Source organism: Parafrankia soli (genome assembly GCF_001854695.1).
Lineage (GTDB): Bacteria > Actinomycetota > Actinomycetes > Frankiales > Frankiaceae > Parafrankia > Parafrankia soli.
This window is the reverse complement of record NZ_MAXA01000202.1, coordinates 66,746-92,845: the sequence shown is the minus strand read 5'-3', so window position 1 is coordinate 92,845 and position 26,100 is coordinate 66,746. Positions and strand designations below refer to the sequence as shown.

At 70.2% G+C, this 26,100-nt stretch carries 23 protein-coding genes and 1 pseudogene; 6 read left to right on the top strand and 18 right to left on the bottom strand.

Features of this window, described 5'->3' with window-relative positions; all coding sequences use genetic code 11:
* The 5 genes and pseudogenes from BBK14_RS15895 to BBK14_RS15880 form a co-directional block, all read right to left on the bottom strand.
* Positions 1-273 (bottom strand): annotated as a pseudogene (locus tag BBK14_RS15895) (hypothetical protein); the annotation flags it as partial.
* A 78-nt stretch (positions 274-351) separates the two neighbouring features.
* The gene (locus BBK14_RS15890; RefSeq protein WP_241831520.1) at positions 352-1,905 is read right to left on the bottom strand and encodes a GMC family oxidoreductase N-terminal domain-containing protein; all 1,554 of its coding nucleotides are present in this window, start codon (positions 1,903-1,905) and stop codon (positions 352-354) included.
* 533 nt (positions 1,906-2,438) lie between these two features.
* A complete protein-coding gene (locus BBK14_RS15885) occupies positions 2,439-3,011 on the bottom strand; it encodes a heme-binding beta-barrel domain-containing protein (RefSeq protein ID WP_071063289.1) in 573 nt (190 codons plus the stop codon).
* Positions 3,012-3,076: 65 nt separating this feature from the next.
* Positions 3,077-3,526, bottom strand: coding sequence for an SDR family oxidoreductase (locus BBK14_RS42240; protein ID WP_157904278.1), 450 nt, complete (start codon positions 3,524-3,526; stop codon positions 3,077-3,079).
* 219 nt (positions 3,527-3,745) lie between these two features.
* Complete coding sequence (locus BBK14_RS15880; protein WP_020461430.1) at positions 3,746-4,168, bottom strand: TOBE domain-containing protein; 423 nt, start codon at positions 4,166-4,168, stop codon at positions 3,746-3,748.
* Positions 4,169-4,875: 707 nt separating this feature from the next.
* Between BBK14_RS15880 and BBK14_RS15875 the strand changes: the two genes are divergently transcribed.
* Positions 4,876-5,307, top strand: coding sequence for a Zn-ribbon domain-containing OB-fold protein (locus BBK14_RS15875; protein ID WP_071063286.1), 432 nt, complete (start codon positions 4,876-4,878; stop codon positions 5,305-5,307).
* A 1-nt stretch (position 5,308) separates the two neighbouring features.
* Positions 5,309-6,454: a thiolase family protein gene (locus tag BBK14_RS15870; protein WP_071063284.1), complete on the top strand. Its 1,146-nt coding sequence runs from the start codon at positions 5,309-5,311 to the stop codon at positions 6,452-6,454.
* Positions 6,455-6,580: 126 nt separating this feature from the next.
* Here the strand turns inward: BBK14_RS15870 and BBK14_RS15865 are convergent, their stop codons facing one another.
* The 4 genes from BBK14_RS15865 to BBK14_RS15850 form a co-directional block, all read right to left on the bottom strand.
* The gene (locus tag BBK14_RS15865; protein WP_083390993.1) at positions 6,581-7,255 is read right to left on the bottom strand and encodes a class I SAM-dependent methyltransferase; all 675 of its coding nucleotides are present in this window, start codon (positions 7,253-7,255) and stop codon (positions 6,581-6,583) included.
* Positions 7,256-7,473: 218 nt separating this feature from the next.
* A complete protein-coding gene (locus tag BBK14_RS15860) occupies positions 7,474-8,268 on the bottom strand; it encodes an SDR family NAD(P)-dependent oxidoreductase (protein ID WP_116430086.1) in 795 nt (264 codons plus the stop codon).
* A gap of 37 nt (positions 8,269-8,305) precedes the next feature.
* On the bottom strand, positions 8,306-9,115 hold the full coding sequence (locus BBK14_RS15855) for a TetR/AcrR family transcriptional regulator (protein WP_071063280.1): 810 nt from the start codon (positions 9,113-9,115) through the stop codon (positions 8,306-8,308).
* Between the two features lie 28 nt (positions 9,116-9,143).
* Positions 9,144-9,917 carry a sugar phosphate isomerase/epimerase family protein gene (locus BBK14_RS15850; protein ID WP_083390992.1) on the bottom strand — a complete coding sequence of 258 codons (774 nt, stop codon included), beginning with the start codon at positions 9,915-9,917 and terminating at the stop codon, positions 9,144-9,146.
* A 527-nt stretch (positions 9,918-10,444) separates the two neighbouring features.
* Here BBK14_RS15850 and BBK14_RS15845 point away from each other — a divergent pair.
* Both BBK14_RS15845 and BBK14_RS15840 read left to right on the top strand, forming a co-directional pair.
* The gene (locus tag BBK14_RS15845; protein ID WP_071063278.1) at positions 10,445-10,954 is read left to right on the top strand and encodes a MaoC family dehydratase; all 510 of its coding nucleotides are present in this window, start codon (positions 10,445-10,447) and stop codon (positions 10,952-10,954) included.
* Positions 10,955-11,003: 49 nt separating this feature from the next.
* Positions 11,004-11,810, top strand: coding sequence for an HpcH/HpaI aldolase/citrate lyase family protein (locus BBK14_RS15840; protein ID WP_116430085.1), 807 nt, complete (start codon positions 11,004-11,006; stop codon positions 11,808-11,810).
* A gap of 73 nt (positions 11,811-11,883) precedes the next feature.
* On the opposite strand, the gene BBK14_RS15835 is transcribed toward BBK14_RS15840, so the two are convergent.
* Entirely contained in the window at positions 11,884-13,365 is a 1,482-nt protein-coding gene (locus tag BBK14_RS15835) for a CoA-acylating methylmalonate-semialdehyde dehydrogenase (RefSeq protein WP_071063276.1), read from the bottom strand.
* A gap of 106 nt (positions 13,366-13,471) precedes the next feature.
* A complete protein-coding gene (locus BBK14_RS15830; RefSeq protein WP_198541305.1) occupies positions 13,472-14,647 on the bottom strand; it encodes an amidohydrolase family protein in 1,176 nt (391 codons plus the stop codon).
* Positions 14,648-14,672: 25 nt separating this feature from the next.
* On the opposite strand from BBK14_RS15830, the gene BBK14_RS15825 reads away from it, so the two are divergent.
* Entirely contained in the window at positions 14,673-15,536 is an 864-nt protein-coding gene (locus BBK14_RS15825; RefSeq protein WP_071063273.1) for an alpha/beta fold hydrolase, read from the top strand.
* Positions 15,537-15,693: 157 nt separating this feature from the next.
* Positions 15,694-16,359, top strand: coding sequence for a nitroreductase family protein (locus BBK14_RS15820; protein ID WP_071063271.1), 666 nt, complete (start codon positions 15,694-15,696; stop codon positions 16,357-16,359).
* A gap of 148 nt (positions 16,360-16,507) precedes the next feature.
* Here the strand turns inward: BBK14_RS15820 and BBK14_RS15815 are convergent, their stop codons facing one another.
* The 7 genes from BBK14_RS15815 to BBK14_RS41700 all read right to left on the bottom strand — a co-directional run bounded on the left by BBK14_RS15815 (position 16,508) and on the right by BBK14_RS41700 (position 25,993).
* A complete protein-coding gene (locus tag BBK14_RS15815; RefSeq protein ID WP_241831518.1) occupies positions 16,508-18,271 on the bottom strand; it encodes an ABC transporter ATP-binding protein in 1,764 nt (587 codons plus the stop codon).
* Entirely contained in the window at positions 18,252-19,265 is a 1,014-nt protein-coding gene (locus BBK14_RS15810; protein WP_071063267.1) for an ABC transporter ATP-binding protein, read from the bottom strand. The genes BBK14_RS15815 and BBK14_RS15810 overlap by 20 nt, the downstream gene beginning before the upstream one ends.
* Positions 19,266-19,304: 39 nt before the next feature.
* A complete protein-coding gene (locus tag BBK14_RS15805; RefSeq protein ID WP_071063265.1) occupies positions 19,305-20,876 on the bottom strand; it encodes an ABC transporter substrate-binding protein in 1,572 nt (523 codons plus the stop codon).
* A 171-nt stretch (positions 20,877-21,047) separates the two neighbouring features.
* A complete protein-coding gene (locus tag BBK14_RS15800; RefSeq protein ID WP_071063263.1) occupies positions 21,048-21,947 on the bottom strand; it encodes an ABC transporter permease in 900 nt (299 codons plus the stop codon).
* Positions 21,944-22,897: an ABC transporter permease gene (locus tag BBK14_RS15795; RefSeq protein ID WP_071063261.1), complete on the bottom strand. Its 954-nt coding sequence runs from the start codon at positions 22,895-22,897 to the stop codon at positions 21,944-21,946. Before BBK14_RS15795 ends, BBK14_RS15800 begins: the two co-directional genes overlap by 4 nt.
* A 1,564-nt stretch (positions 22,898-24,461) precedes the next feature.
* Positions 24,462-25,232 carry an ABC transporter substrate-binding protein gene (locus BBK14_RS41705; RefSeq protein ID WP_338045470.1) on the bottom strand — a complete coding sequence of 257 codons (771 nt, stop codon included), beginning with the start codon at positions 25,230-25,232 and terminating at the stop codon, positions 24,462-24,464.
* Positions 25,229-25,993 carry a type 1 periplasmic-binding domain-containing protein gene (locus BBK14_RS41700; RefSeq protein ID WP_338045469.1) on the bottom strand — a complete coding sequence of 255 codons (765 nt, stop codon included), beginning with the start codon at positions 25,991-25,993 and terminating at the stop codon, positions 25,229-25,231. The genes BBK14_RS41705 and BBK14_RS41700 overlap by 4 nt, the downstream gene beginning before the upstream one ends.
* Between the last annotated feature and the right edge of the window lie 107 nt (positions 25,994-26,100).

The following is a 26,100-nucleotide window of genomic DNA, read 5'->3' as shown; positions in this document are numbered from 1 at the left end:
CTCCAGCTCCCGGTCCCGCTCATCGACCGGCGGACGGCCCTTCGGTTTCGACAGGCCCGACAACGCCCCCGCCTCACGGGCCTTACGCCACTCCACGATATGCGCCGAGTACAGGTTCTCCCGGCGCAGGATCGCGCCTTTCGCACCCGGCGACGTCGCCGCCTCGTACTCGGTCAGGATCCGCAGCTTGTACGCCGCCGTGAACGACCGCCGCCGCGCCTTCGGCTCGACCTCCGGGTCCGGCCGCCGGCCACCGTTCTCACGCCCGTCCACCCGAACATCATCCGCCAGGCCACGCCCGGCTGTCACCGCCGCAGTCACGATCTCCCGCTCCCAACCCGCCCTGGGTCACTAGTTGATGGATAACCCCCGTCTCAACTCATCCTGACAGATAGGGAGCACGTAGAGGCCCTTCTGGCCGATGACCCGGCCGTAGAGGTCGACCGCGGACCCCATGGGCACGCCGCCCAGGGCGTGCCAGGTCGAGTTCGCCTGGGCGTTCGTGTCGATCATGATGCCGCCGCCCACCTGGGCGATCTTCTGCATGCGCGCGGCGATCAGCGCCTGCAGCGCGGCGTCACCGCTGGACGGCCAGGTCAGGACGGCGTCGTCCTTCGCGGAGTCGTACGCCCAGGTGCCGGCGGGGTTCACGATCCCGAAGCCGACGACCGTCATCAGCTTGCCGGCGGTACTCGGAATGGGGGAGCCCGCGTGGATGATGGTGAGCGGGATCGAGCTGGTGGTGTCGCGACCGCCGACGCAGGCGGGACCACCCTGCTGGGTCCCGATGTCGCCGTTCATGCCGTTCCACACGTAGATGCGGTCGCCGTTGTTTCCCCACTGGGTTCCGACGGCGTCCGGCAGGTTGGGGATCAGCCCCTTCACCTTGGACTTCACCAGCAGGCGGGTCGTGCCGGCGGAACCCGCGTTGAGGAATACCGCGTCCGCGACGATGGTCTTCGTCTCCTGGACGATGCCGCCGGTGTTGATGCGGTCGACCGTCAGTACCCACTTCTTGTTCGCGTCGAGCGCGATGTCGCGGACGACGTGCAGCGTCGCGACGCGGACCCGACCGGTCGCCTCCGCGGCCTTGAGGTAGGTGACGTCAATGGAGCGCTTACCGCCGTTGTTGACACCGAAGGCGATGTCGCTGGTGGTATAGGTCGGCTGGTACTGGCCGTTCAGCTCACCGCGCACGTACTGCCAGTCGATCGGCAGGGGAACCTGGAACGGCTCCAGGCCCGCGCCCGGAGCGACGTCCCGGAAGACCCGGGAGGACTTGTACGGGTCGCTGTTCAGGATGTCGTTGGGAATCGTGGAGACTCCCAGCATGCTGGCCACCAGCGGATACGCCCACAGGTTCAGCTCGTCGTAGAGGTTCGCGGCCACCGGGATCGACGCGGCGAAGTTCGCCTTCGAGGGCTTCAGTGTCATGCCGTGGTACATGACGGAGCCGCCGCCGACGGCCGCCCCGCAGTTCACCGTGATTCCGTTGCCGGGAATGCTCTCGATCACCCCGGTGTAGGGCTCCCACGTCTTCACGACGCCGCCGACCGTGGCGTGGTCGGTCAGCCAGGCGGAGCGGTTGTCGATGTTGGCGAAGCGGCAGAACGTCGTTGCGTTCGGCCCGGTGGGCCACCGCAGCCCGCGCTCCAGGACCAGCGTCGACACGCCGACCTGGGCCAGCCGCAGCGCGGTCACGCCGCCGCCGAAGCCGCTCCCGATGACAACGGCGCGCTCCCGCTGCACAGTGGCCGGCACGGGGGTGGCGGCCCGGGCCCGGGTGGCACCCGATCCCGCCGTGAAACCGCCGACCGCGGCGGCGCCGATCGCCGCCGTGCCGATTAAGTGCCTGCGATTGAGGCCGGGGGTGGATTCGACGGCGTCGGGCGTGTTTTCGGGCATGGTGGACTCCAGAGTTGAATTGCGGGCATGACGCGCATCCTTCGGTCGCGAGCGGGTGGACGAGGGTCCACCGGCCCGCGGGGGTGCGCCGACGTAAGTCACGAAATCCGGGCGGACGCAGGCAGGGTCAATTGCCGGGGGGTGCGTCCGCTGCAGGAGAGAATTCAGATGCTCTGGTGCTTGTACGGTCAGGCCTGGCGCGAGAGGGGAAATGTCCCGCTCTGGGCGTCACCCAGCATCGTTAGTAACGGCTCACGTGTCAATAGACAGATGTGTGCCCGTATGGTCGCCTCTTTTGAGAATAGGGCGCCTTGTTTCCTGCGGGGATTCCTGATCGGGGCGACCTGTTTGTCATATGTGCAGTTCACGCTGCGCCGGCATCGCGGCCGTCGTGGCCTGGGGGCGCGCGAGAAGGCCGCCTCATGCGCGAGCGCCGGACTGGAACAGTCCGGCGCTCGGTGGTTTGTATGAAGGTGGAGTGTGCGAAGGTGCCGTGCGAGGGCGCTGGGCTTGGGCTTGGTGGGCGGCCTCGGCTACGCCTCGGGCAGCCGGCGCAGCACGTTGTGGTCGGTGTGGGCGACCGGCTCGGACACCCGCGCGTGGTCGATCGTGGTGGTGGAGTCGTAGGTGAAGCTGCCGTCCGGGGCGACGGCGATGGTCACCTCGTAGAGAGTGGTGTTCGCGGCGCGCGCGAGGTACGGGTTGGACAGGATGCCGTACACCGTCGAGCCGACCTCCGCGCGCAGCGTGTAGGTGGTCGCGTCCGGCGCGACGGTGCCGCCGGCGATCAACACCTGGCCGCGGGGAACCATGAAGCAGCGCATCACATGCCCGAGCTCGGCGTCCCACAGCCAGTAGCCGATCTCGGTGTGGAACGGGTTCTCCTCGCCGGTCCGCCAGGCGGCCATGTGGTAGTCCAGGCCGTAGAGATGCTGCGTGCCGTTGTCCACCGGGCCGAACGGCTTGAAGGTGACCCGCTCGCGGAACGGGGTCGTGATCATCGAGCCCTCGGTGTTCCCGAAGGCGACGTCCACCCCCTGGTCACCCTCCCACTCACCGGCCAGCGCCGCCAACGGACCGAACTCCGGGCCAACCTTTTCCGCCACCGCTGAGTCCTCCTCGACCGGCCATGATCTCGAGCCGGCCTGATACCGGATCGTCCCGAGATTACCTATTGACGCTGAGTGTCCCGTTTGCTGAAGGTCCGTGCCGGCGAGCGCCCGCGGCCCGCCGGCGGGACGTCCGTCCTGCTCACGAAGCCGGCCCCGGCCGGGTGGGACGGGGTGGATGACGGTGCGTCATCGCCCCCTTCCGGCCGGTTGGCCTCGGGTGGGGAGCCGCCGGCCCCTGGGACGCCGGGCCATCGCCCGGCCGCCGGGAGACGAACGGCAGGCGCCCGCCGTCCCCGGCGGGGAGGTCCGTCGGCACCAAACGCACCGGGCGGACCGGGAAGCACCTCGGCCAGCTTCCGGTGGCTTTCCCGATCACTCTGGTGGAATTCGAAGGCCTGGACGTCTGCGCCGTTCTCGCGCCGTATTTCGGCCAGAATGGCGGCGGTGCGCTCCCGGCCGGACGCGTAGGTGAACCAGACGATGTCGCCGTTGCGGGCGAAATGGCGCACGGTGGCCCGGCCGATCCCGCTCGACCCTCCGGGGGTCGAGCACGTTTCGCGGCAGGGCACGACTGGCGGAGCGAGCGCCGTCCTGCACGTGCCGCCCGGGTACCGCCGCGGATCGCCTCCGGTCGGGTCCGCGCCGGCGGCGGGCGGCTGTCCCCGCGGCCCGGAGGCCGCGGGGAGGGGGTCCGGCCAGGTGGGGGCACGCGGGCCGCGCTGGATTCGTCAGGCGGCGGCGACGGCCACCTCGGTCGACTTGACCAGGGCGGTCACGGCGGTGCCCGCGGCCAGGCCGAGTTCGGTCGCGGCGGCGAGGGTGATCGCCGCGGTGAGCTCGCCGCCCTGCTCGAGGGTGACATGTGCCACGGCCATGGCGCCGCCGGTCTCGATGCTCGAGACGGTGCCGCGCAGCTGGTTGCGGATGCTCAGGCCGTCCACGTTGCCGGTGGCCAGCGAGATCTCGGTGGACTTGATCAGGACGTCGACCCCCGAGCCCTCCTTGAGACCGAGGTCGTCGACGGCGTCGAGTGTCACCGCCGCGGTCAGGCTCTGCCCGCCGGGCAGCGTGATCAGTACCGTGCTCATCACCGCCCCCCGGGTGATCTCGCTTACGGTTCCGGTCAGCTGGTTGCGGATGCTCAGGCTCACTGGCCACCTCGTCGTGTCGAAAGCATGACTGGCCGGGCGCCGAGCGGCACCCGAGAGCCCTTCCTACCCATTCACTCGCCGGAACGCACTCGTCGTGACCGTGGGTCACCTGTCTGCGGCAGATTCACGAATGTGAGCGGTGAGGTACTGGTACGTGCTACCGGCGGTGTGGATACAGGTGGGTGTACCCGCAGCCGCCTTTGCTGATTGGCGCGCCTCAATCACCCCGTGAACACGGTTATCCAGGTCGGGTGACTCCGCGGTTGCGGAATGGGATCTTTCCCGTTCAAAGCGATACCGGCCGGCCGCGGGCCCGTCCACCGCGGTGATCCGGTTGCCGGGACCGTCGCTCCGCCGCCAGATCGTTTCCCGTGCGGGTACGTCGGGAATGTGCATATGCTGCCCCTACCCGGGGGCTGTGCGCCTTCGGGCGACCCGCTGATCGCCGGCGCCCGGCGCACGATCCGCACGATGTGGAGGGCCGGATCCCGTTGCTCGTCCCTCGTCCCGGCCGTGCGCTGGTCCGCGGCCCACGCGATCGGCGAAACCCGGCCACCTGCGTTCGCGGAGTCCCGGGGCGAGGTGACACCGGTGCGGTCCGTCGAAGACGTCCGATGCCGAGCTGAGCGCCGTGGCCTCCGCCGGCCGACATCCGGATGATTTTCAGTGACCTGTCCGTGGCCGGTCACCATGCTAGGAGTGTTCTGATGGCACAGATTCCCTTTGCTCCCGACGTGTTCACCTGGCCCGCGGAGAAACCACAGTTGATCGGCGCCCGCTGCCGCAGCTGCGCGGCGGTCACGTTCCCCGCGCAGGATTCCTGCCCGCGCTGCGGCAAGCTCGAGATGGAGCAGCGCCTGCTGCCGCGCGAGGGCACCCTGTGGACGTGGACCACCCAGGAGTTCCTGCCCAAGGAGCCCTACGCCAGCGGTGAGACGCCCGAGACCTTCAAGCCGTTCGCGGTGGGCCTCGTGCAGCTCGGGGACGACGTGCGCGTCGAGGGCCGCCTGACCGTCAGCAAGCCTGACGAGATCAGGTTCGGGATGGGGCTCGAGCTGGTGATCTACCCGTTCCGCACCGACGAGGACGGTACCCAGGTGATGTCGTACGCGTTCGCGCCGTCCGAGGGAGGAAACTGACATGGAGGATGTCGCGATCATCGGGGTGGGTATCCACCCCTTCGGGCGCTTCGGCAACAAGTCGGCGATCCAGATGGGCGCCGAGGCCGTCCGCTCCGCGCTCACCGACGCCGGCCTGGAGTGGAAGCAGGTCCAGTTCGCCTTCGGCGGGAGCTGTGAGGTGGACAACCCCGACGCGGTCGTGGGCCTGCTCGGCCTCACCGGCATCCCGTTCATGGACGTCTACAACGGCTGCGCGACGGCCGCGACCGCGCTGGAGCTGACCGCCGACGCGATCCGGTACGGCAAGTACGACATCGGCCTCGCGGTCGGCATGGACAAGCACGCCTTCGGCGCCTTCACGGCCGATCCCGTCCACTACAGCGCCCCGCCGTGGTACGGCGACATCGGTCACTTCCTGACGACGAAGTTCTTCGGGATGAAGATCAACCGCTACATGCACGACCACGGGATCTCGCACCGCACGCTGGCCCGGGTGGCGGCGAAGAACTACCGCAACGGCGTGCTGAACCCCAACGCCTTCCGTCGCAAGGCTCTGACGGAGGACGAGATCCTCACCTCCCAGATGCTCAACTACCCGCTGACGAAGTACATGTTCTGCAGCCCGGACGAGGGCGCCGCGGCGATCATCCTGTGCCGCGCCGACATCGCCCGCCAGTACACGTCCAACCCCATCTACCTGCGGGCGAGCACGCTGYGGACCAGGACGTACGGCGCGCACGAGGTGCACAGCTCCTGGGCCGCGGTGGAGCACGCCGAGGCCCCCACCGTGTTCGCGTCGAAGGCGGCCTACGAGACCGCGGGCATCGGGCCGGAGGACGTCGACGTCATCCAGGTCCAGGACACCGACTCCGGCGCCGAGATCATGCACATGGCGGAGAACGGCTTCTGCGCGGACGGCGACCAGGAGAAGCTGCTCGCGGAGGGCGCCACCGAGATCGGTGGCCGGCTGCCGGTCAACACCGACGGCGGGCTGATCGCCAACGGTGAGCCCGTCGGCGCCTCGGGCCTGCGCCAGATCCACGAGCTGGTCCTGCAGCTGCGCGGGCAGGCCGGCGACCGGCAGGTCCCCGGCAACCCCCGGGTCGGCTACGCCCAGCTCTACGGCGCGCCCGGCACGGCCGGCGTGTCGATCGTGACCACCTGACCGCGCCCGTCTGACCGGCGCCCGCGGACGCCGGTCCGGCCCCGTGCCTCCCTGACCGGGGGCGCGGGGCCGCCCTCGTCCCGCCCCCGCGGGATCGCGGTCGGGCGGTTGCCGGGATGCGACTGGTCAGGCCGGGCGTCGCAGGCGCAGGGCGTTCTCGACCCGGAAGCCCACCTGGCCGTTCGGGCGCGACATGGGCGCCTCGTACATCTCCCGCAGCTCCACCGCCCAGCCCTCGGTGGCCGCGCCCAGCTCGGCGCGGACGTCGTCGGGACCGGCGAGCCTGGTGTGGGGCTTCTTCCTCGGCTCCCAGGACGGGGCACCGGCGTGCCCGACCACCAGCAGCGTCCCGCCCGGGGCCACCCGGGCGGCGCTGGCGCGGAGCACCTCCGCTCGCGGCATGCCGACCGGGGAGTGCAGGAAAAGGGCGAGGACGAGGTCGAAGGAGCCCTCGGGGACGCCGTCGGCCAGGTCCTCGCATCGCCAGGTGACCCCCGCGTCGACGCCGGCGGCCGCCGCGGCGCCGGCGGCCCGGGCCAGCGCGGTGGGGGAGACGTCGACCGCGGTGACCCGCCAGCCCCGGGCGGCCAGCCAGACGGCGTCACCGCCCTCGCCGCACCCCAGGTCCAGCGCCGTTCCGGGCGCCAGCGCGCCGACCTCCCGGACGAGCAGCTCGTTGGGGTCCCCGGTCCACATCCGGTCGGTGTGCCGGTAGCGGTTCTCCCAGAACCGGCCGCACTCGCCCGGAGAAGGTGTCGTGCCTGCTGTGTCGGCTGCGCTGTCAGCCGTCGTTCCTGCCACGCCCCATGGTCACGGGTGCTGCGCGCGGGGCGGACCTGTCGCGAGTCCCACGCCGCCGTTCCCTTCGTCCTCCCGAGACCAGGTCAAGATGGTCAACAATCAAGATAGTCAACAATGTTGACGGCGCCGGGTCGGCGTTCACGATCATGATCTGGTGATTCCGAACCGGGGCGGGCTCGGCGTCCGCTCAGGAGACGCACGAGGTTCTGAGCCGCGCTTCAGGTGTCGCGGATCCCGCCCAGGCTCGGGCCACCGTCCACGGCGAGGGTCTGCCCGGTGATGTAGGACGCCGCGTCGCTGGCGAAGAAGAGGACCGCGTTCGCGACCTCCGCGGGCGTCCCCGGCCGGCCCAGCGGGGTGGCGGTGTTGAACTCGGACGTGTCGATGCCGGCGACGCGCCACGCCTCGACCGCGCGCTCCGAGGCGACCGGCCCGACAGCGAGGCAGTTGGCACGCACCCCGTAACGTCCCCACTCGGCCGCGGTGACCGTCGTGAACATCTGCAGCGCGGCCTTGGACGAGGCGTAGTGCGCTCCGCCGCGCACTCCGTGCAGGCCGGCGTCCGAGGAGATGTTGACGATCGCGCCCGAGCGTTGCGCGACCAGGTGCCGGCCGGCCTCCCGGGTGCAGAAGTAAGCCGCCCGCACGTTGAGGTCGAAGCTGGCGTCCCAGGCCCTGGTCGGCAGCGAGGAGAGCGGGCCCATGCGGGTGCCGCCGGCGTTGTTGACCAGCACGTCGATCCGGCCGAGTTCCTCGACGGTGCGCCGCACCAGCCGGATCACCTGCTCCTCGTCCTTGACGTCCGTCGGCACGGCCAGGCAGCGGCGGCCGGTGGCGGCCCGGATGTCCGACGCGGTCCGCTCCAGCTCGTCGACGGTGCGCGCGGCGACGGCCACGTCGGCGCCGTGGGCGGCGAGCAGCCGCGCGGTGGCCGCCCCGATGCCCGTCCCACCGCCGGTGACGATGGCCACCCGGCCGGTCAGGTCCAGCAGGCCGGTCATCGGCGTGGTCATGCGTTGTCGTCGGGGGTGCGCATCCGTCTGGCCTCCTTCACCGGTGGGCGGATGAGGCCGGATCGCCCGTGCCGCCCGTGCTCCCGGGCTGGGTCGGGGGCTTCCGCGGCTCGTGGCGGGGGAGCCCCGCGGGGTCGCGCAACTGGAGTGCGTTCCCGAACAGCCTGGTGATCTGCTCTACGCCGACGTCGAAGTCACACACGGGCTGGCCCTGAACGAGCCACTGCTCGGCGAAGCGCCACATCATCGCGCCGAGAGCGGCCGAGGCGACGGCCGGGTCGAGGTCGGGGTCGGCGAGCCGGTGGCGCTGGAGCTGCTCGATGGAGTGGGTGACGTCGTCCGAGTGACGGCCGAACAGTTGGGTCCAGAGGGTGTAGACCTGCTCGTCATGCCGGGAGACCTGCTCGATCACACTCATGATCCGCGCCTCGGCACGGTACGCCTCGAAGTGGACCCGGATCGCCTCGGTCAGCCGCTCGTGCGGCGACATGCTCGAGTTGCGGGCGAGGATGATCACCATCCCGGCGCTGAGGGCGGCGTCGATGACCGCCGCGACCTCCCGGAAGATCTGGTCCTTCGAGTCGAAGTAGTGGTAGAAGGACCCGTGCGACACGCTGGCGCGCTCGGCGATGTCCGCCACCCGCGTGTCGTGGTAGCACTTCTCCTCGAAGACCGCCTTGGCGGCCTCGACGAGGCGCGCCCTGGTCTCGGCTCCGCGGCGCGAGCGGGGGCCGCCGCCACCGTCGGGACGGCTGTCAGCGCCGGCGCCGGCCGTAGCGCCAGGACCGGCGCCGGCTCCGCCACGGGCACCGGCTCCAGGACCGGCGCCAGCGCCGGTCCTGGTCACGCGCGCGTCCCGGGTGGGCGGCGCGAGGTCATCGCCAGAACCCGGCGGTCGTCTCGTAGGCGCGGCGGGCGAACTCGGCTACGGGCAGCCCACGCAGCTCGGCGTTGAGCACCTCGACGCTGACCAGGCCCGACCAGCCCCGGTCGAGCAGGGTGGCGGCGAACCGCTCGAGGTCGAAGATCCCCTCGCCGGGCATGGCGCGGCGGTGCATCGTCTCCTTGATCCCGTTCGGGGAGATCGGCGGGAGCGCGTCGTCGAACTGGATGTAGGCGATGCGGTCCAGGGGCACCTGCTCGAGCTGCTCCCAGGTGCTCTCCCCGTTGAAGAAGTGCCACGTGTCGATCAGCACGCCCGCGCGGTCGGGGCCGGCGGCCTCCACGATGTCCACGGCGGTGGCGATCGACTTCGTGCCGCCCAGCGGGCTGAACTCCACCGCCATCCCGGCACCGGCGGCGGCGAACAGCGCGGCGCACCGGGCGATCAACGGGCCGCTCCGCTCGTCGAGCCCCACCCGGAAGCCGGTCAGGACCCACCGGGCGTTCACCGCGGCCGCGGCCTTCGCGACCCGGCGAGCCTGGTCGATCGTGGCCTGCTCGTCGTCGGTCACGATCAGGGCCAGGATCTCGTGGCAGCGCAGGCCCGCCGCGGCGAGGACGGCCGCTCCGGCGGCGTCGGCGTTGGCCTCGGCGAGCCCGACCGACCCGAACCCGGCGTCCGCGGCCGCCGCCACGAGGCCGGCCGTGTCGACGTCCCAGCGCGAGTCGGGTGTCAGCGCCAGCTCGATTCTCGGTTCCGATGTCATCGCCCGTCCCGCCCTGGTGTGTCGACGGCGCGACCGGGGGGCGGCGCCGCAGTGTGTCCGCCGGATGACGGCTCTTCCGAGCCGACGTTCAAAGTTGACGTCAGTGTAAACATGTGACGCGGGCAACTCGCAAGAACCCCTGCCTCCCGCGCCCGCCTGGCCCGTCCGCCGGAGCCCCTCGTTGGAGGTGGGACGAGTGCCGTCCGGCCTGGCCTGACATCGGAGAGGAAACGCTCACTTTGAATGATGGGTGGAAGTTCGCGTGCCGAGCCGCGGGCCCTGCCGGGGCTGTGCGCGACGCCGGGCGGTGCGCTACGGGCGACGTCGACCACTATCGGCGGCTAACGGTCGACCGTCGCGTGCGAAATTGCTATAAGGGTTAGTCCGGGGCACGGCGGTCGCGTATACGCGCGTTGACAGTCGCGCTGGCCGGTCCGTACAGTACAGTTCGTCGCGGGACGGATAATCCGGAAAATCGTCGGTGGAATAGTGCGGGCGAAAATCGGGCAGACAGATCAGGCGGAGATGTGACGCGAATTCAGCAGCGCGGGCTTTATTTCGAGGAGCTGCAGACCGGCGCGATCTACGTGCACAGCCCGGGCCGCACCCTCGGCGAGGCCGACAATACTTTCTTCTCCACTCTCACGATGAACCCGCAGAGCCTGCATCTCGACGCCGCCGCGAGCGCGTCCACGGAGTTCGGTGAGCGGCTCGTGAACAGCATGATGACCCTGTCGGTCATGGTCGGGCTGAGCGTCCCGCAGCTGACGCAGGRCACGACGGTGGCGAACCTCGGCTTCGGTGCCATCAGCTTCCCCGCGCCCGTCCTCGCCGGCGACACCATTTACGCCGAGACCGAGGTCCTGTCGAAGCGGGATTCCCGCTCGCGGCCGGCGAACGGCATCGTCGTCTTCGTGCACCGGGCCCGCAACCAGCGCGGCGTGCTCGTCGCGCAGGCCGAGCGGACCGCGCTGATGCTGCGGCTGCCGGCCGGTGAGGGCGCCGGCGGGGAGCCTGCCGGCCCGGACGCCGGCTGACGTATCCGGTGGTCGATGTTCTGCCGGGAGTTTCGAGGTGGGAGACAGCGTGACCGACTGGGCACTGGGATCGTCGCTTCTGTTCTGCCCGGCGGACCGGCCGGACCGGTACGAGAAGGCCCTGGCTGCCGCCGACACCGTGATCCTCGACCTCGAGGACGCGGTCGCCCCCGCGCGGCGCCCTGAGGCCCGTGTGGCGCTCGTCGAGCACCCCGTGGACCCGGCCCGCGTGATCGTCCGGGTGAACCCGCGGTCGACCGCCGACTACGACGAGGACATCCGCTGCCTCGCCCGCACCGGGTACCGCACGATCATGCTGGCGAAGACCGAGGACGTCCGCGAGGTCGAGGAAGCGGACCCCTACCAGGTGGTCGCGCTGTGCGAGACGGCGCGCGGGGTCCTCGCCAGCGCCGAGGTGGTGCGCGCGCGGAACCTGGCGGGCGTGATGTGGGGCGCGGAGGATCTGATGGCGTCGCTCGGCGGCAGCTCGAGCCGGCTGCCCGACGGGCGGTACCGCGACGTCGCGCGGCACGCCAAGTCCACCGTCCTGCTGCACGCCGCCGCCTCCGGCGTGCCGGCGATCGACACGGTCTTCCTGGACGTCGCCGACGTCGCCGGCCTTGCYGCGGAGGCCGACGAGGCCGTCGCGTCCGGCTTCGTGGCCAAGGCGTGCATCCATCCCTCACAGGCGGCCGTCGTCCGCCGGGCGTTCCAGCCGTCCGACGAGGACGTCGCCTGGGCCCGGCGGGTGGTGAAGGGCAGCGAGGGCAGCGCCGTCTTCCTGCTCGACAGCCAGATGATCGACGCGCCGCTGGTCGCGCAGGCCCGCCAGATCCTGCGCCGGGCGGACGCCTAGCCGATACGGCGTTGCGCCGGCCGGGCGCCGGGGGGAGTGGGCGCTGCGCGCCCCGCCCCCCGGCTGCCGGGTGTCAGCGGTTAGCGGGGAAGACCAGGTCGACGGCGGTGGGGGTTGATTCGGGCCACCTCGAGGTGACGACCTTCGGTCGGGTGTAGAAGCGGATTCCCTCCGGGCCGTAGATCGGGGCGTCGCCGAAGATGGACGCCTTCCAGCCGCCGAACGAGTGCCAGGCGACCGGTACCGGGATCGGCACGTTGATCCCGATCATGCCGACGTCGACCTGGCGGGTGAAGCGGCGGGCGGCGCCGCCGTCCTGGGTGAACAGCGCCACGCCGTTGCCGTACTGGTTGCTGTTGATCAGTTCGATGGCCTCGTCGTAGCTGTCCACCCGCACGACGCTCAGCACCGGGCCGAAGATCTCGTCGTCGTAGACGCGCATCCCGGGCTTGACGCCGTCCAGTAGCGAGCAGCCGACGAAGTACCCTTCGTCGCGGCCGGCGGAGCCGTCGACGACGACGCGGGCACCCTCGTCGGTCGCGCCCTGGACGTAGGACCGGACCCGGTCGCGGTGCTCGGCGGTGATCAGGGGGCCCATCTGGGACGACTCGTCCGAGGCCGGGCCGACCACCACGTCGGGGATGCGTGCGGCGATCGCGTCGACCAGCGGGTCGGCGACCGCGCCGACCGCGACCACGACCGAGATCGCCATGCAGCGCTCGCCGGCGGACCCGTAGCCGGCCGAGATGGCGGCGTTCGCGGCCGACTCGATGTCGGCGTCGGGCAGCACGACCATGTGGTTCTTCGCGCCGCCCAGCGCCTGCACCCGCTTGCCGGCCGCGGTGCCCGTCTCGTAGATCGACCGGGCCACCGGGGTGCTGCCGACGAACGAGATGGCGTCCACCCCGGGGTGGGTGAGCAGGGCGCGCACCGCCTCGGCGTCGCCCTGCAGGACGTTGAACACGCCGTCCGGGAAGCCGGCCCGGGTGACGAGGTCGGCCAGGATCAGCGAGGCCGACGGGTCCTTCTCCGACGGCTTGAGGATGAAGGTGTTACCGGTGGCCACGGCGTTGRCCAGCATCCACAGGGGCACCATGACGGGGAAGTTGAACGGGGTGATGCCCGCGACCACGCCGACCGGGTGCAGCTCGGTGTGGACGTCGACGCCCCGGGAGACCTCCGAGCTGTGCGAGCCCTTCAGCAGGTGGGGGATGCCGCAGGCGAACTCGACGCACTCGATGCCGCGGGCGACCTCGCCGAGCGCGTCGGAGTGCACCTTGCCGTGCTCGGCGGCGACGGCCGCGSCGAGCTCGTCACGGCTGGCGTCGAGCAGCTCGCGCAGCCGGAACAGCAGCGTCGAGCGGTTGCTGAGCGAGGACGCGCCCCAGCTCACGGCGGCGTCCCGGGCGACGCGCACCACGTCGTCGACCTCCGCGGGGGAGGCGAGGGTGACCTCCCCGGTCTGCACTGCGCGGGCCGGGTCGAAGACGCGGCCGACGCGGCCGGAGGCCGAGGGGGCGGACTTGCCGTTGATCCAGTGCCCGATCGTCTTCACGCGTTCCTACTCCTGACTCGCATCCTGTACGGATGCCCGATTGTGTCTGGACATGAAGCACCGGGGCGACCGGGGCAGGAACCCCCGGCTGCCCCGGCTGACTGGTTCAGAGGCGGTACAGCCTGCGGGCGTTCTCTCCCAGGATCTTCGCCCGGGCCTGCGGAGACAACGTGGCCAGCTTCGGCTCGACGGTGCCCAGYGGGTCAGGGTAGAGGCAGGTCGGGTGGGGGAAGTCCGTCTCGAAGAGGATGTTGYCCTCGCCGACCGCGTCGATCAGTGCCGGGAGCTTGTTCCGGTTCTTCTCGAACCAGAACGTGGCGTAGATGTTGCTCCGGAAGTACTCGGACGGCGGCTTGCGCATCCGGCCGAGCTCCTCGGGAGCGTTCTCGGACATCTCGTAGTCCAACGCCTCGAGGATGAACGGKATCCAGCCGACACCGCTCTCCACCGACACCGTCTTCAGGTCGGGGTGCCGGTCGAAGATTCCGGAGAGGATCAGATTCGTCACCACCCGTGCGTTCCCGATGAACAGCAGTGTGCCGCCGATGGCGAGCTTGGTGTTGTTGTCGTGTGACGGCCACGGGTACTTACCGTAGAACGTCATCGTGGTCACGCTGGCCCCGATGTGGAAGTGGACCGGAAGTTGCAGTTCGGTGCACACCTCCCAGAACGGGTCCCAGGCCGGGTTGGCGAGGTCGGGGGCGCCCAGGTCCTGGGGGTCCGAGGTCATGTTGACCCCGCGTGCGCCGAGGGCGTGGACCCGGCGGGCCTCGGCGACGCACAGGTCGACGTCCCAGGCCGGCATGAGCGGCAGGGGTAACAACCGGTTCCCCGAGTCGCTCTGGATCTCGGCCATGGCGTCGTTGTAGATCTCGACCGAGAGCCGGGTCAGCGCGGGATCACTGGCCGCGCCCAGGTCCTGGCCGCCGAGGCCGATCGTGCTCGGGAAGATGATCTGCGCGTCGATGCCGCACTCGTCGAGCACACCGAGGCGGACGGCCGGGTCGTAGGCGCCGACGTGGACCTGGTCGATCGTCCAGTGGTGCAGCGCGGTGTCCGCGCTCTCCTTGCGGCCGTCGCGGCCGATGACACCGGCTGCGCTGAAACGCCCGACAGGCTTACCGTCGAAGACCCACATCGGGGTGCCGTCGACATCCTCTACGCGAGGCACCCGGTCACGGTATGCAGCCGGTGCGCGCTTGGTGAACAGATCCGGGGGCTCTGACCAGTGCGAATCCRCATCGACGATGAACAGGCCGCTCTCTTTCAAAGATATCGACATGGATGTCGATGTTAATATGTGACTCATGACACGAGCAACAGTTAACGGGTTATCGGTCGCCTACGAGTTGATCGGCGAGACGGGCCAGCCCTGGGCGATCACGCCAGGCGGGCGTTACAGCAAGGACACGCCGGGTATTCGTGAGCTCGCCCAGGAGATCGCGCGGACCGGCCGGCGGGTCCTGATCTGGGACCGGCCGAACACCGGCGAGTCCGACGTCAGCTTCGACGGGGCGTCCGAGTCGGAGATGCAGGCGGACACGCTCGCCGCGCTGATCAGGCATCTCGACCTCGGGCCCACGGTCATCGCGGGTGGCTCGGGCGGCTCCAGGGTGTCGCTGCTCACGGCCGCGCGGCACCGGGACATCGCCTCCGGCCTGGCGATCTGGTGGCTCAGCGGTGGCGTCTACGGTCTGATGAGCATCGGCGTCCACTACGGCAGCGGCTCGTTCACCGCCGCCTGGAACGGCGGAATGGAAGCGGTCGCGGCGCTCCCGGAATGGAGCGAGCCCATCAGCCGTAACCCGGGGAACCGCCAGCGTATTCTCGACCAGGATCGCAAGGAGTTCCTGGCCACCATGGAACGCTGGATGTCGGTCTACTGCCCGCGGGAAGGCGAGCTCGTGCCCGGCCTTCCCGATGACGACGCGCGCAAGCTCGATATCCCGGCGCTTGTCCTGCGCAGCGGCGTCAGCGATATTCACCACCGGCGGGAGACCTCCGAGCAGATTGCGCAGCTGCTGCCCAGGGCGGAGCTCAAGGAGCCGCCGTGGAGCGACACTGAATGGAACGACCGGCACACCCCGGAGGCGGCGAAGGAAGGTCTTTTCTTCAACTGGCCGAAACTCGCCCCCGTACTGCTGGAGTGGGCTGACGAGAATCTGACCTGATCGAGGTTCGCGGTACGCGGCGGCGCTCCGCCGGGAGCGCCGCCGGCTCCCCGCCGCGGGCCGTGGGCTCCGGGTGGTTTGACGCGCGTCACGGGTGTGGTGAAGGTTGACATGTCGCCATGCCCGTCGCGGGTCGGACCAGAGGAGTAGTTGCCGAATGAGTGATCTGGAGCCGGGATCCGCCGCGCCCGCCATCGAGCTCCGCGAGGCCATGCGTACCGCGCGCTCGCTGCGCCGCTTCCGGCCCGACCCGGTCTCCGACGAGGTGCTCGCCCGCTGCCTGGAGGCGGCGACCTGGGCGCCGTCGGGGTCCAACGCCCAGTCCTGGCGGTTCGTCGTGCTGCGCTCCCCGGAGGTCCGCGCCGTGCTCGGCCCGGCGTTCCGCGAGGGGTGGGACTGGGTCCGCACCATCTACGGCCAGGCCGACGAGCGGCCGGCGCCCGACGACGACTCGCGCGAGGCCCGGCTGACCCGCACGATGCTGCACCTCGTCGACAACTTCGAGAGCGTGCCCGTCTACGTGCTGTTCTGCTACCGGCTGACGGGCTTCGTGCCCGAGTTCATCGAGGGCGGCTCGATCTACCCGGCGATGCAGAACTTCCTGCTCGCCGCGCGTGCCGAGGGCCTGGGCACCGTCCCGAGCACGTGGTTCACCTTCGCTGAGGAGAAACTGCGTGCCGTCGTCGGTATCCCGGACGAATGGCGGATCGCCTCGCTGGTGTCCGTCGGCTGGCCGGTGGGCAAGCACGGACCGGTCCGCCGCCGTCCGCTACACAAGGTCGCCGCCCTCGACACCTGGGACAATCCCCTGCTCAACGGGTGACGCCCGAGGTGTGTCCTCGCTGACGGCTCATCTCGCCCGACGTACGTGCCACCGCCTGGGGCCTCCGGCAAGCGAGGCCCCAGGCGCAGACCAAGGTCTGATGCGGCGTTGCCGGAGCCGATCCCGGAAATCTGGGATCGGCTCCAGGTCAGGCGGTGGTGCCCCCAGAGGTCTTCTTCGTCTCCCCGGCTGCGCTGCCGTCCGCGTCGTCGCTCACGGTCGTCTCGACGGTGGGCGGGTCACCAGCGTCCGTGGCCTGCTCCGTGGTCGCTGTAGCCGTGGGAGGCTCGGTGCTCGCGGGCGCCGCGGTGCCACTCGGCGTCGTCGCGGTCTCGGCCGTGGCCGGGTCGTCGGTGGCCGGGGTTGGCACGGCGGCGGTCCCGGCCGCCACTGACTCGTCGGTGGTCGGCGTCGTCGAGGCCTCGGTCGCGGTCGAGGTCTGCTCACCGACGGCCGATTCGACCGTCGGCGGGTCGTCCGCCGCCTGGTCGTCCGCAGCCGCCGCCTCGTCGCCCGTGGTGGCGGGTGCCGCGGCGGCCTTGGCGAGCGCAGGCTCGGCGGTCACCGACGTGGCGAGCGCGGGCTCGGCCACCTTGGGCTCGGCGACCTTGGGCTCGACAGCCGTGGGCTCCGCCGCCGTCGCAGTCGCCGGTTCGCCGGGCGTGAGCTTGGCGGCCGCGCTGGCCGCGGGCTTGCCTGCGACCGGCGCGGTGGCCACAGGCTCGGCCGTCACCGACTTGGCGGCTGCGGGCTCGGTGACCGGGGGCTCTCCGGTGACCGGAGGCTTGGTGGCCTCGGGTGTGGTGACTGTGAGCTCGCTCGCCGGGGGCTCGGTGGCGTCGGGCGTGGTCTCGGTCAGGGTGGCGGTGACCGGCGTGGCCACCTCCGTGGCCGCTGCCGCGGCCGCCGATTCGGCCAGCGGTGAGGTCAGCGGGAAGTGGCAGGCCACGTACTGGCCCGGGCGGACCTCGCGGATCTCCGGCTCCTCGGAGGCGCAGCGCTCCTCGGCCAACGGGCACCGGGTGCGGAAACGGCATCCCGTCGGCGGGGACAGCGGGGAGGGCAGATCGCCCTCCAACGCGGGGCCGGTGAAGCCGCGTTCCGGGTCGGTCAGCGGGACGGAGTCCAGCAGCGCCCGGGTGTAGGGGTGGGCGGGCTGGTCGTACACCAGGTCGGAGTCGCCGAACTCGCACACCTTGCCGAGGTACATGACCAGGACGTCGTCGCTGACCGCCCGTACGACCCCGAGGTCGTGCGCGATGAACACGACGGTCAGGTCGAACTCGGCCTTCAACTCCTCGATCAGGTTGAGGATCTGCGCCTGCACGGAGACGTCCAGGGCGGAGACCGGCTCGTCGCAGATCAGCAGCCGCGGGTGCAGCGCGAGCGCGCGGCCGATCGCCACCCGCTGCGCCTGGCCGCCGGAGAGCTGGCGGGGCAGCATGTCGGCGAAGCGGTCGCCGTCCAGCCCGACCTGTCCGAGGACGGACGCCGACACGGTGGCCCGTTCGGACGCCGGGGCGCGGGCGACCGCCAGACCCTCGACGACGATGTCCTTGACGCTGCGGCGGGGGTTCAGCGACGCCACCGGGTCCTGGAAGATCATCTGGATGGAGCGGCGGAGCTCGCGCATCCGGCGTTCGCCGACTCCCTCGATGCGCTCGCCGGCGAACGTGATCTGGCCGGAGGTCAGCCTGTCCAGCCGGAGCACGGCGCGCCCGGTCGTGGACTTCCCACAGCCGGACTCGCCGACGATCCCGAGCGTCTCGCCGGGCAGGACGTCGAAGCTGACCTTGGAGACGGCCTGGACCACCCCGCCCTTGGTCGGGTACTCGACCACCAGGTCGCGCACGCTGAGCAGCGCATCCTCGCCGCGCAGATGGGCGGTTCCGCTACCGGCCAACGAGCTCACCTCCGGGGACGACCGCGGCGCCGTCCTGCACCGGGCTGATGCAGGCGACATCGTGATCCGCACCGACGGAGACCATCTGCGGCCCGGGGTCGGCACACTTGGGGTCGACGTGCCCGCAGCGCGCGGCGAACCGGCATCCCGGGGGCGGGTCGATGGGGTTGGGCAGCGAGCCCTGGATGAGCCGCATCGGTGCGTGCCGCTCGTGGTCGATGGTCGGGGTCGCCTCGAGCAGCGCGTGGGTGTAGCGGTGCCGGGGGGCCTCGAAGACCTGCCGGGTGGCCCCGGCCTCGGCCAGGCGCCCCGCGTACATCACCGCGACCCGGTCGGTGCGGCCGGCGACGACCGCCAGGTCGTGGCTGATCAGAATCATGGACATTCCGTGATTGCGCTGGACCCGGCGTAACAGGTCGAGGATCTGGCGCTGGACGGTCACGTCCAGCGCCGTGGTCGGCTCGTCGGCGATGAGCAGTGTCGGCTCGCAGGCGAGCGCGGTCGCGATCATGACCCGCTGCCGCATGCCGCCGGAGAGCTCGTGCGGGTAGTTGCGCAGGCGCCGCTCGGGGTCGGGCACCCCGACCTCCCGGAGGAGGTCGAGGGCCCGACCACGAGCTTCGGAGCGGCCGACGCCGAGGTGTTTGCGCATTCCCTCGGTGAGCTGCCGTTCCACCCGAACCACCGGGTTGAGAGATCGCCCCGGGTCCTGGAACACCATGGCGATCTGCTTGCCCCAGATCTCGGAGCGCTGCTTGCGGGGGAGGGTGAGCAGGTCCCGGCCCTGGAACACCACCTGGCCGGAGCACCCGGACCGCGCCGGCATCAGGCCCATGATCGCGCGGGCCATCACCGACTTGCCGGACCCGGACTCCCCGACCACGCCCATGGCCTGGGCGGGGTCGAGGTCGAGGGAGACGTCGTCGACGGCGCGCACGACTCCACGCGGGGTGCCGATGTAGGCGCGCAGGTTGCGCACCTGCAGGACAGGATCAGTACTCATGGGCGGCAGGGACCTCTCATCCATCCTCCGGACCTACGGCTACTTCTTGATCCAGAGTTCCTCGACCAGCAGCGAGCCGCTGCCGTACTGGACGATCCCGCCGACCTTGGCGGTGCCGATCGCCGCGTTCGTCGACCGCTGGTAGAACACGACCGGGCTCAGCGCGACCAGCCGCTTCTGCACCGTCGCGTAGGCGTCCTTGCGGTCCGCCTCCGTCGTCGCGGTGCGACCCGCGAGCAGCGCGTCGGAGAGCTCCTTGTCCTTGACCCCGGACAGGTTCGCCACGGAGTCCTGGCTGAACGCCTGCCACAGCCGCGGCTCCGGGTCCTGGAAGGACGCCGACGAGACGAGCAGGTCGAAGTCGAAGGTCGTGCGCAGCGCCGCGACCTGGCCGAGGTCGACGATCTTGACGGAGACCGTGACGTTCTTGAAGGCGCTCAGCTGGGCCTGGATGTTCTCCGCGATCGCCCGGTTCTCCGAGGACGGGAAGCTGGAGAAGGTGAACTTCACCGGCTTGCCGTCGGCGGCGAGCTCGTCGAAGAGCTTCTGGGCGAGAGCCTTGTCCGTCTTGTGTAGCGGCGTGTCCGAGAAGAGGGGCGAGGTCTTGTCGAACAGCGTGTCGGGCATGGGGGCGGTGCCGTTGTAGGCGGCGAGGTTGAGCGCGTCGAGGTCGATCGCCGCCGACACCGCCTGGCGGGCGCGGATGTCGTCGAACGGCGCCCGGCGCGAGTTGAACGCCATGAAGTTGCCGCCGTTGAGGGTGGTCACCACGGCGTTGAGGTCGGACGTCTCAGCCTTGTCGATGTTGACCGTGTTCGTGTCGATCGCGACGTCGGCGCCACCGCTGATCACAGTGTTGAGGCGCTGGGTGGCGTCGGTCGCCGAGCGCATGGTGAGGCGGTCCAGGTAGGGCTTGGGCGCGTCCCAGTACTTGGGGTTCTTGACGAACTTGATGTCCGCCTGGCGGGTCCAGCTCGCCAGGGTGAACGGCCCGGCGCCGATCGGGTTCTTGTCGAAGGAGTCCCGTCCGGCCTTCAGGGCGTCGGGCGAGGCGATCCAGTTCAGCGACGAGTTCAGGACGGCCTGGGCGTACGCCGGCACGGGGTTGACCATCGTGGCCTTCAGCGTGACGTCGTCGACCACCTCGGTCGACTCGATCATCCGCGCGTCCACGACGTAGGAGGAGCCCACGGTCGGGTCCTTGATGCGGTCCCAGTTGAACTTGACGGCCTCCGCGTTGAGCGGGGTGCCGTCCGAGAACACCAGGCCGGGCTTCAGCTTCAGGGTGAAGGTCTTGCCGTTGTCAGTCGTGGCGAACGACTCGGCCATCGTGTACTTGACCTTGCCGGCCTCGTCGGTGATCATCAGCGTGCCGTACAGCGCGTTGCCGACCGGGGCGGTGATCGCGGCCTGGTTGCTGAGGGTCGCCGGGTCCAGGCTGCGCGGGTCGCCCAGCAGCAGGATCCGGCCCTCGCCGCCGGCGACCGGTTGGCCCGCGGCGCCGTTCCTCGACGAGGCGGTGTCGTCACCGCCTCCACCACCACAGGCCCCCAGGGCGAGTGCCGCGCCGCACACGACAGCGGTGGCGACTAGCCGGGACTTACGGAACATCGTTGACCTTTCGTCAGCATCTAGAAACGGAGAGTGTGGAACGGGAAGCCGTGCAAACGGCGGGTGGGGGCAGCGCCGTTTGTTCACGGCCCAGGCGGTGCGCGCTGGGAAGAGCCAGTCGCGCACGCCAAGTGGGGTGCGTTCGGTCGCGCGTCCTGCTCGGGAGGGTCGTCAGTCGCGCATCGTCCGGTCGAAGCGGCTGCGCAGGTGGTCGCCCGCCTGGTTGAGCGCGAAGACGGTGAAGAAGATGACGACCGCCGGCACCAGCACCATGTGCGGGGAGTCGGCGATGGCCTCCTTGCCGTCGGAGATCATGCCACCCCAGCTGGGCTGGGGCGGCGGGATGCCCATCCCCAGGAAGCTCAGCGACCCTTCGGCCACGATCAGCGCGGCCATCACGACCGGCAGGAACGCGCCCAGCGGTGGCAGCAGGTTCGGGAGGATCTCCTTCACCAGGATCCGCGTGTGCCCCGCGCCCATGTTGCGGGCGGCGGTGACGAACTCGCGGGACGACCAGGCGAGGGTGTTCGCCAGCGCGAGCCGGACGAACGTCGGGATGATCAGGAGTGTCAGGCCCACCAGCAGCGTCCGCACGCTCGGCGTGAGGATGGACGACAGCGCCAGGAGCAGGATCAGCGGCGGGAACGCCAGCATCGCGTCGGTGATCAGCCGGATGATCCAGTCGACGGCCTTGCCGAGATAGCCGGCGAGCATGCCCAGCAGGGTTCCGATGACGGCCCCGATGAGGCCCGCCACGGTTCCGACCAGGATCGATACCCGCGCGCCGTACACGCATCGAGACAGGATCGACCGGCCCTGCTGGTCGGTGCCCAGCCACAGGTCGAACGAGCTGAAATCCGGTCCCTGGCGCGGCTTACCGATGGGAATGGAGTACGACGCCAGCGGCAGCACGTCCGCCAGCGCGGCGAGCGCGATCACCGCGATCAGCCAGACGTACGCCAGGTACACCAGGATCGAGCGGGACTTTCGCACCGCCGGGACGATCGGCGTGTCCAGCGCCGGGGCCGGCGGTAAGTGGACCTCGCGGTCCACCACGTCGGGGGTGGTCATGCGTTGGCAGCCTTCCTGACGCGCGGGTCGAGCCAGCCGTAACTGAGATCCACGAGCATGTTGATGACCACGTAGACCACGGCGATGAACACGACGATGCCCTGAACGGTGATGATGTCGCGGGCAGTGATCGAGTAGACGACGAGCTGGCCCAGGCCCGGCAGCGAGAACAGGGACTCCACGATCACCGTGCCGCCGATCAGCCGGCCCAGGTTGATGCCCACGAGGGTGACCAGGGAGAACGAGGACGGCCGCAGGGCGTGGCGGGACATCACGTAGGACGGGCTCATGCCCTTGGCACGGGCCGCCCCGATGAAGTCCTCACGCAGCGTGCCGACCAGGTCGGTGCGCAGCAGCCGGTGGAAGGACGCGATCTCGGTCAGGGAGATCGCGAGGACGGGCAGGATGGCGCCGCGGAGGTTGTCTCCGAGGCCCTCGCTGATGCGCGACCAGCCCGTCACCGGGAACCACCCGGCCTGCAGCGCGAAGAAGTAGATCATGACCGGGCCCGCGATGAAGGCGGGTACGGAGAGGAACACCGAGGACAGCGCGGTGATCGCCCGGTCGATCGGAGTACCCGGCCAGCTTGCGGACACCACCGCCAGCAGCACGGCGACGAGCAGCGCGAAGACCAGAGCCATCGCGGCGAGCTGCAGGGTGACCGGCAGCCGTTCGACGATCGCGTCCAGGACGGGTTGGTTGGTCACCGGGGAGGTGCCCAGGTCGCCGGTGACGGCGTTGCCGAGCCAGTGCGTGTACTGCGACCACAGAGGCCGATCGAGTCCCAGCTTGGCGTTCAGAGCGGCGATGGCATCCGGTGTCGCGTTCTCCCCCAGGATGACGGAGGCCGCTGACCCCGGAGCCAGGCTCAGTAGCGCCACKGCCCCCATGGTCACGAGTAAGACCACCAGCAGGCTACGGCCTACACGTCTCGCAACAGTGAGCAGCATGCAGCTCGCTTCCTTGATCCTTCGAAGGTCGCACGGACAACGACTGAACCGGTCTGCGTAACGTCACCGACGGCGAATACGCCGATATCTCTCGGACAGAGTTATAGCCGGTGATCACGCCGTTGCCAACATTTCGGGTGTCCCGGTGTCACCTCCGTCCGCACCGTCACTGACCAGCCCATCGTGGGCCAGAGTAGGGCTCGGTGGCACCCCCCGGCGATGTTGATCTTGTTGGTCCAGCGGTGGTCGCGACATATCGGACACGTCGTTCCCGTGAGGGGGACCCATATATCGCTGTTATGAAAATGCCGTTCTGCGCAAGTTTTCGGTCCATTGGAGAATGTTTTTCTAAGCATTCTTTTGGTGTCTGGCCGCGTGGCGTTGACGGCTGCCCGCGCATGTTGCTGTGAGGAAGCTCTCGTGGTTCGGGTGGTGCGGGGGAACGGTGACCCAGGCCACTGCTCGTCGCCACTGAAACGGGGTGGGGAACTCGCCGGGTGGGGTGTCGAAACGAAGATCCCGTGATTTCCATCACGGCCGGATGTGGCCGGGTCGGGCGGGACTGGAGCGCGGGTCGTTCGCGCTGCAAGGAGGCCTGGCCCGTGGCGTCCTGGTGGGCAGTCAGGGGTGGCCCGTCGTGGCCGGGAGCGCATGGTCGGGACGTCCCGTGGTGCCGGATCGGCACGGTCGGTGCCGCCGGTCCGCCGCGCTGGCCGCTGGGCGGTGTCAAGCCGCCGGCACCCACCGGTACAGCGGTTTTGGACGCCGGGGCGGCCGGGTCGGCGCGGTCCCATCCCGCCCCCGCCGACCGGCGCGGGCGGCCGCGGCCCCCGGTGCCGCCCGCGCGCGGGGCCCGGACGGCGGCCCGGCGGCCACGGTCGGGCGCCGCCCGGCACGGCGTGGCCGGCGTCCGCGTGGCCGCCGGGAACAGGTCGCTGCCAGGCCAGGAACAGGGGGAATCAGGCGGATATGCGGCCTGGTTTGGTGCGGTCCACTAGTGCGGACCGGTCCTCGGGAAGTACGAATCCCGCACTGATCGTGACATCGGCCGCGGCCCGGCAGCGCTTCTCATAAATCCGGGTGAAGGGCGGTTCTCGGCCGGTCGTGAAGCGGGCGGCGGCAGCGTCGAACCGGCTGGCCGACAATTGGTTGAATGATTCTGTCCTGGGTCGCCGGCCGGCACCGTGACAGGGGTGTCAACTGGCGGCATGGGAATACCGCCGAACGTGATCCGTCCGGGTCGGGATGCATGCCGGCGGTCAGCGCTCGGCTGTCTCAGGGCAGGGCGAGACCGGCCCCGGTCGCCCGGCACCGCGAGGCCCGCCCGCGACGCCGGGCCGCCCCGTGGGCACGATCGCGGTGCCGGTGCCGGTGCCGGTGCCGGTGCCGTCGCCGAGTGTGGCTGCGTCGTCGTCTCCCGAGGGTGCGGCCCGCCCCCGCGAGCGCGGCGCGGAGGATCGGCGGCGGCGCCGTCGTGCTCGCGTCCGCGTCGCCAGGCTCGCGCCCGCGGGGATCCGGCCACCTCGCGTCAGTTCTCCGATGGGCGGAGTGGGTGAGTACTTCTTCACTTGTGGTCGAGAGTGGGAGCGCGGCGGATGGCGCTCGCGTCCGCGAGCTCGGCGGACGAGATGCACGAGGCGGCGGCGCGGGGATCCCGGTTGCCGGGTGTGCCGCCGTCCACTGTGTTCCTGATCCGTCCGGTCGAGGTGACGATCGGCCTGGTCGGCCTCAGCTGATGCTTGGCGGGCCGGGGCTCGGACCGCGACCGGTCGTTGTTCGGCCAGCAGAAGAAGAGATCCTTCTTCGTACCGCCCACGACCTTGAACTTCCCGTTCCGCACCTGGACCATGGCGAAGCACTCCTGTTTGTAGCCGTGGGTCGCCGGGTCGTCCTGCGTCGGGCTTTCGTGCTGGCGGCTCCAGTCGATGGGATTGATCAGGCCGTCCGCGCTGTACTCGGTCATGACGTTCGTCGCGGCGATGACCTTGGCGCGGTCAAAGGAGGGTCCGGCGGCGAGAATTCCCTGGTAGGCGAGGTCGGCGTCGATCCAGTCGTTCATCGCGGCCTCGGTGGGCTCGGCGCCGGTCTCGTTCATCCACTTGAAGTAGTCGGCGAGCGCGCTGCCGCTCGCGTCGGCCTCGAACGGGCGGAAGGCGACGCCGATGTAGTCCCCCTCGAACAGGTCGCCCGCCGCGGCGACGAACTTCTGGTCATAGGTGTTCGGATGGTAAAGCGGGATGTCGCCCATGCCCTGGCGCTCGAGCTCCTGTGTCAGCGTCTTCATGCCGTTGAGGTCGAGGCAGGTGCCGATCATGTCGGCGCCGGCACGCTTCATCGCGGAGCCTCGGGGCCGATCCCGTTCGGCAGGCCGAAGGCCAGGTCGTCGTTCTTGTACACGACCTCCTGGTCGGTCTGGTCGTGGTAGAGCTCGATCGCGTCGGTGATGGTCGACGCGCAGCGCTTCGAGCTCTCCGAGACCCCGTAGCCGAGGGCGCCGATCTTCTTAGCGCCGGCGAGCTCCGCCGCGTACGTGAAGGTCCGGTTCGTGCACTCCAGGCAGGTCACTCCGGCGTTGCCGAAGATCGAGTCCTGGCCGGCCATGGCCTGCGGCTGGATGGCCCACACGTACTGCGGGACGCCGGCCTTGGCCAGGTCACCCCAGCAGGCGGGCAGCTGCGCGGCGCCGAAGTCGGCGAACGTGTCGTTCTTGGTGATGATCTGCAGCGCGCCCTGCTGGTTCTGCCCGAGCGCGTCGTCGATCTCGGTGGTGACGGTCAGCCTGCGGCCGTGCACCCCGCCCGTGCTGTTACGGAAGGCGAAGCAGGCCTTGATCCCCCGGGAGAAGCAGTCGAGCATGCAGGAGCCGGTCGGGTTGTTGGTCTTCGTGCCGAGAACCGAGAAGCGGATCTCGTCCTGGGTGACCCCCGGCGCCCCGTTCACCGTCTGGTCGGGCGCGGCCGTCGTCTCCCCGCCGTCGGCGTCGTCGCTGGAACTGGAACTGGAACTGGAACAGGCGGTGAACGCCAGGCCCGGGGCCATCAGTAGACCCAGTAATCGTGTCGGCGGGTACCTGACCTCTTCATCGGGATGATTCATCCTCTGTTTCCAGGCGCGGGGGCTGCTTCCAGGTGTGGCGGCACGGCTCGGTGTCGGCTCGACGGCTGGTGACGGCGATGCGGAACGGGCGGTCCGAGACCGCGAAG

Excerpts from the sequence above, each read along its gene's own strand:
- BBK14_RS15810 (WP_071063267.1), bottom strand. The coding sequence starts at position 19,265 with ATGAGTACTGATCCTGTCCTGCAGGTGCGCAACCTGCGCGCCTACATC.
- BBK14_RS41700 (WP_338045469.1), bottom strand. The coding sequence starts at position 25,993 with ATGAATCATCCCGATGAAGAGGTCAGGTACCCGCCGACACGATTACTG.
- BBK14_RS15890 (WP_241831520.1), bottom strand. The coding sequence starts at position 1,905 with ATGCCCGAAAACACGCCCGACGCCGTCGAATCCACCCCCGGCCTCAAT.
- BBK14_RS41705 (WP_338045470.1), bottom strand. The coding sequence starts at position 25,232 with ATGAAGCGTGCCGGCGCCGACATGATCGGCACCTGCCTCGACCTCAAC.
- BBK14_RS15875 (WP_071063286.1), top strand. The coding sequence starts at position 4,876 with ATGGCACAGATTCCCTTTGCTCCCGACGTGTTCACCTGGCCCGCGGAG.
- BBK14_RS15805 (WP_071063265.1), bottom strand. The coding sequence starts at position 20,876 with ATGTTCCGTAAGTCCCGGCTAGTCGCCACCGCTGTCGTGTGCGGCGCG.
- BBK14_RS15800 (WP_071063263.1), bottom strand. The coding sequence starts at position 21,947 with ATGACCACCCCCGACGTGGTGGACCGCGAGGTCCACTTACCGCCGGCC.
- BBK14_RS15850 (WP_083390992.1), bottom strand. The coding sequence starts at position 9,917 with ATGACATCGGAACCGAGAATCGAGCTGGCGCTGACACCCGACTCGCGC.
- BBK14_RS15825 (WP_071063273.1), top strand. The coding sequence starts at position 14,673 with ATGACACGAGCAACAGTTAACGGGTTATCGGTCGCCTACGAGTTGATC.
- BBK14_RS15820 (WP_071063271.1), top strand. The coding sequence starts at position 15,694 with ATGAGTGATCTGGAGCCGGGATCCGCCGCGCCCGCCATCGAGCTCCGC.
- BBK14_RS15860 (WP_116430086.1), bottom strand. The coding sequence starts at position 8,268 with ATGACCACGCCGATGACCGGCCTGCTGGACCTGACCGGCCGGGTGGCC.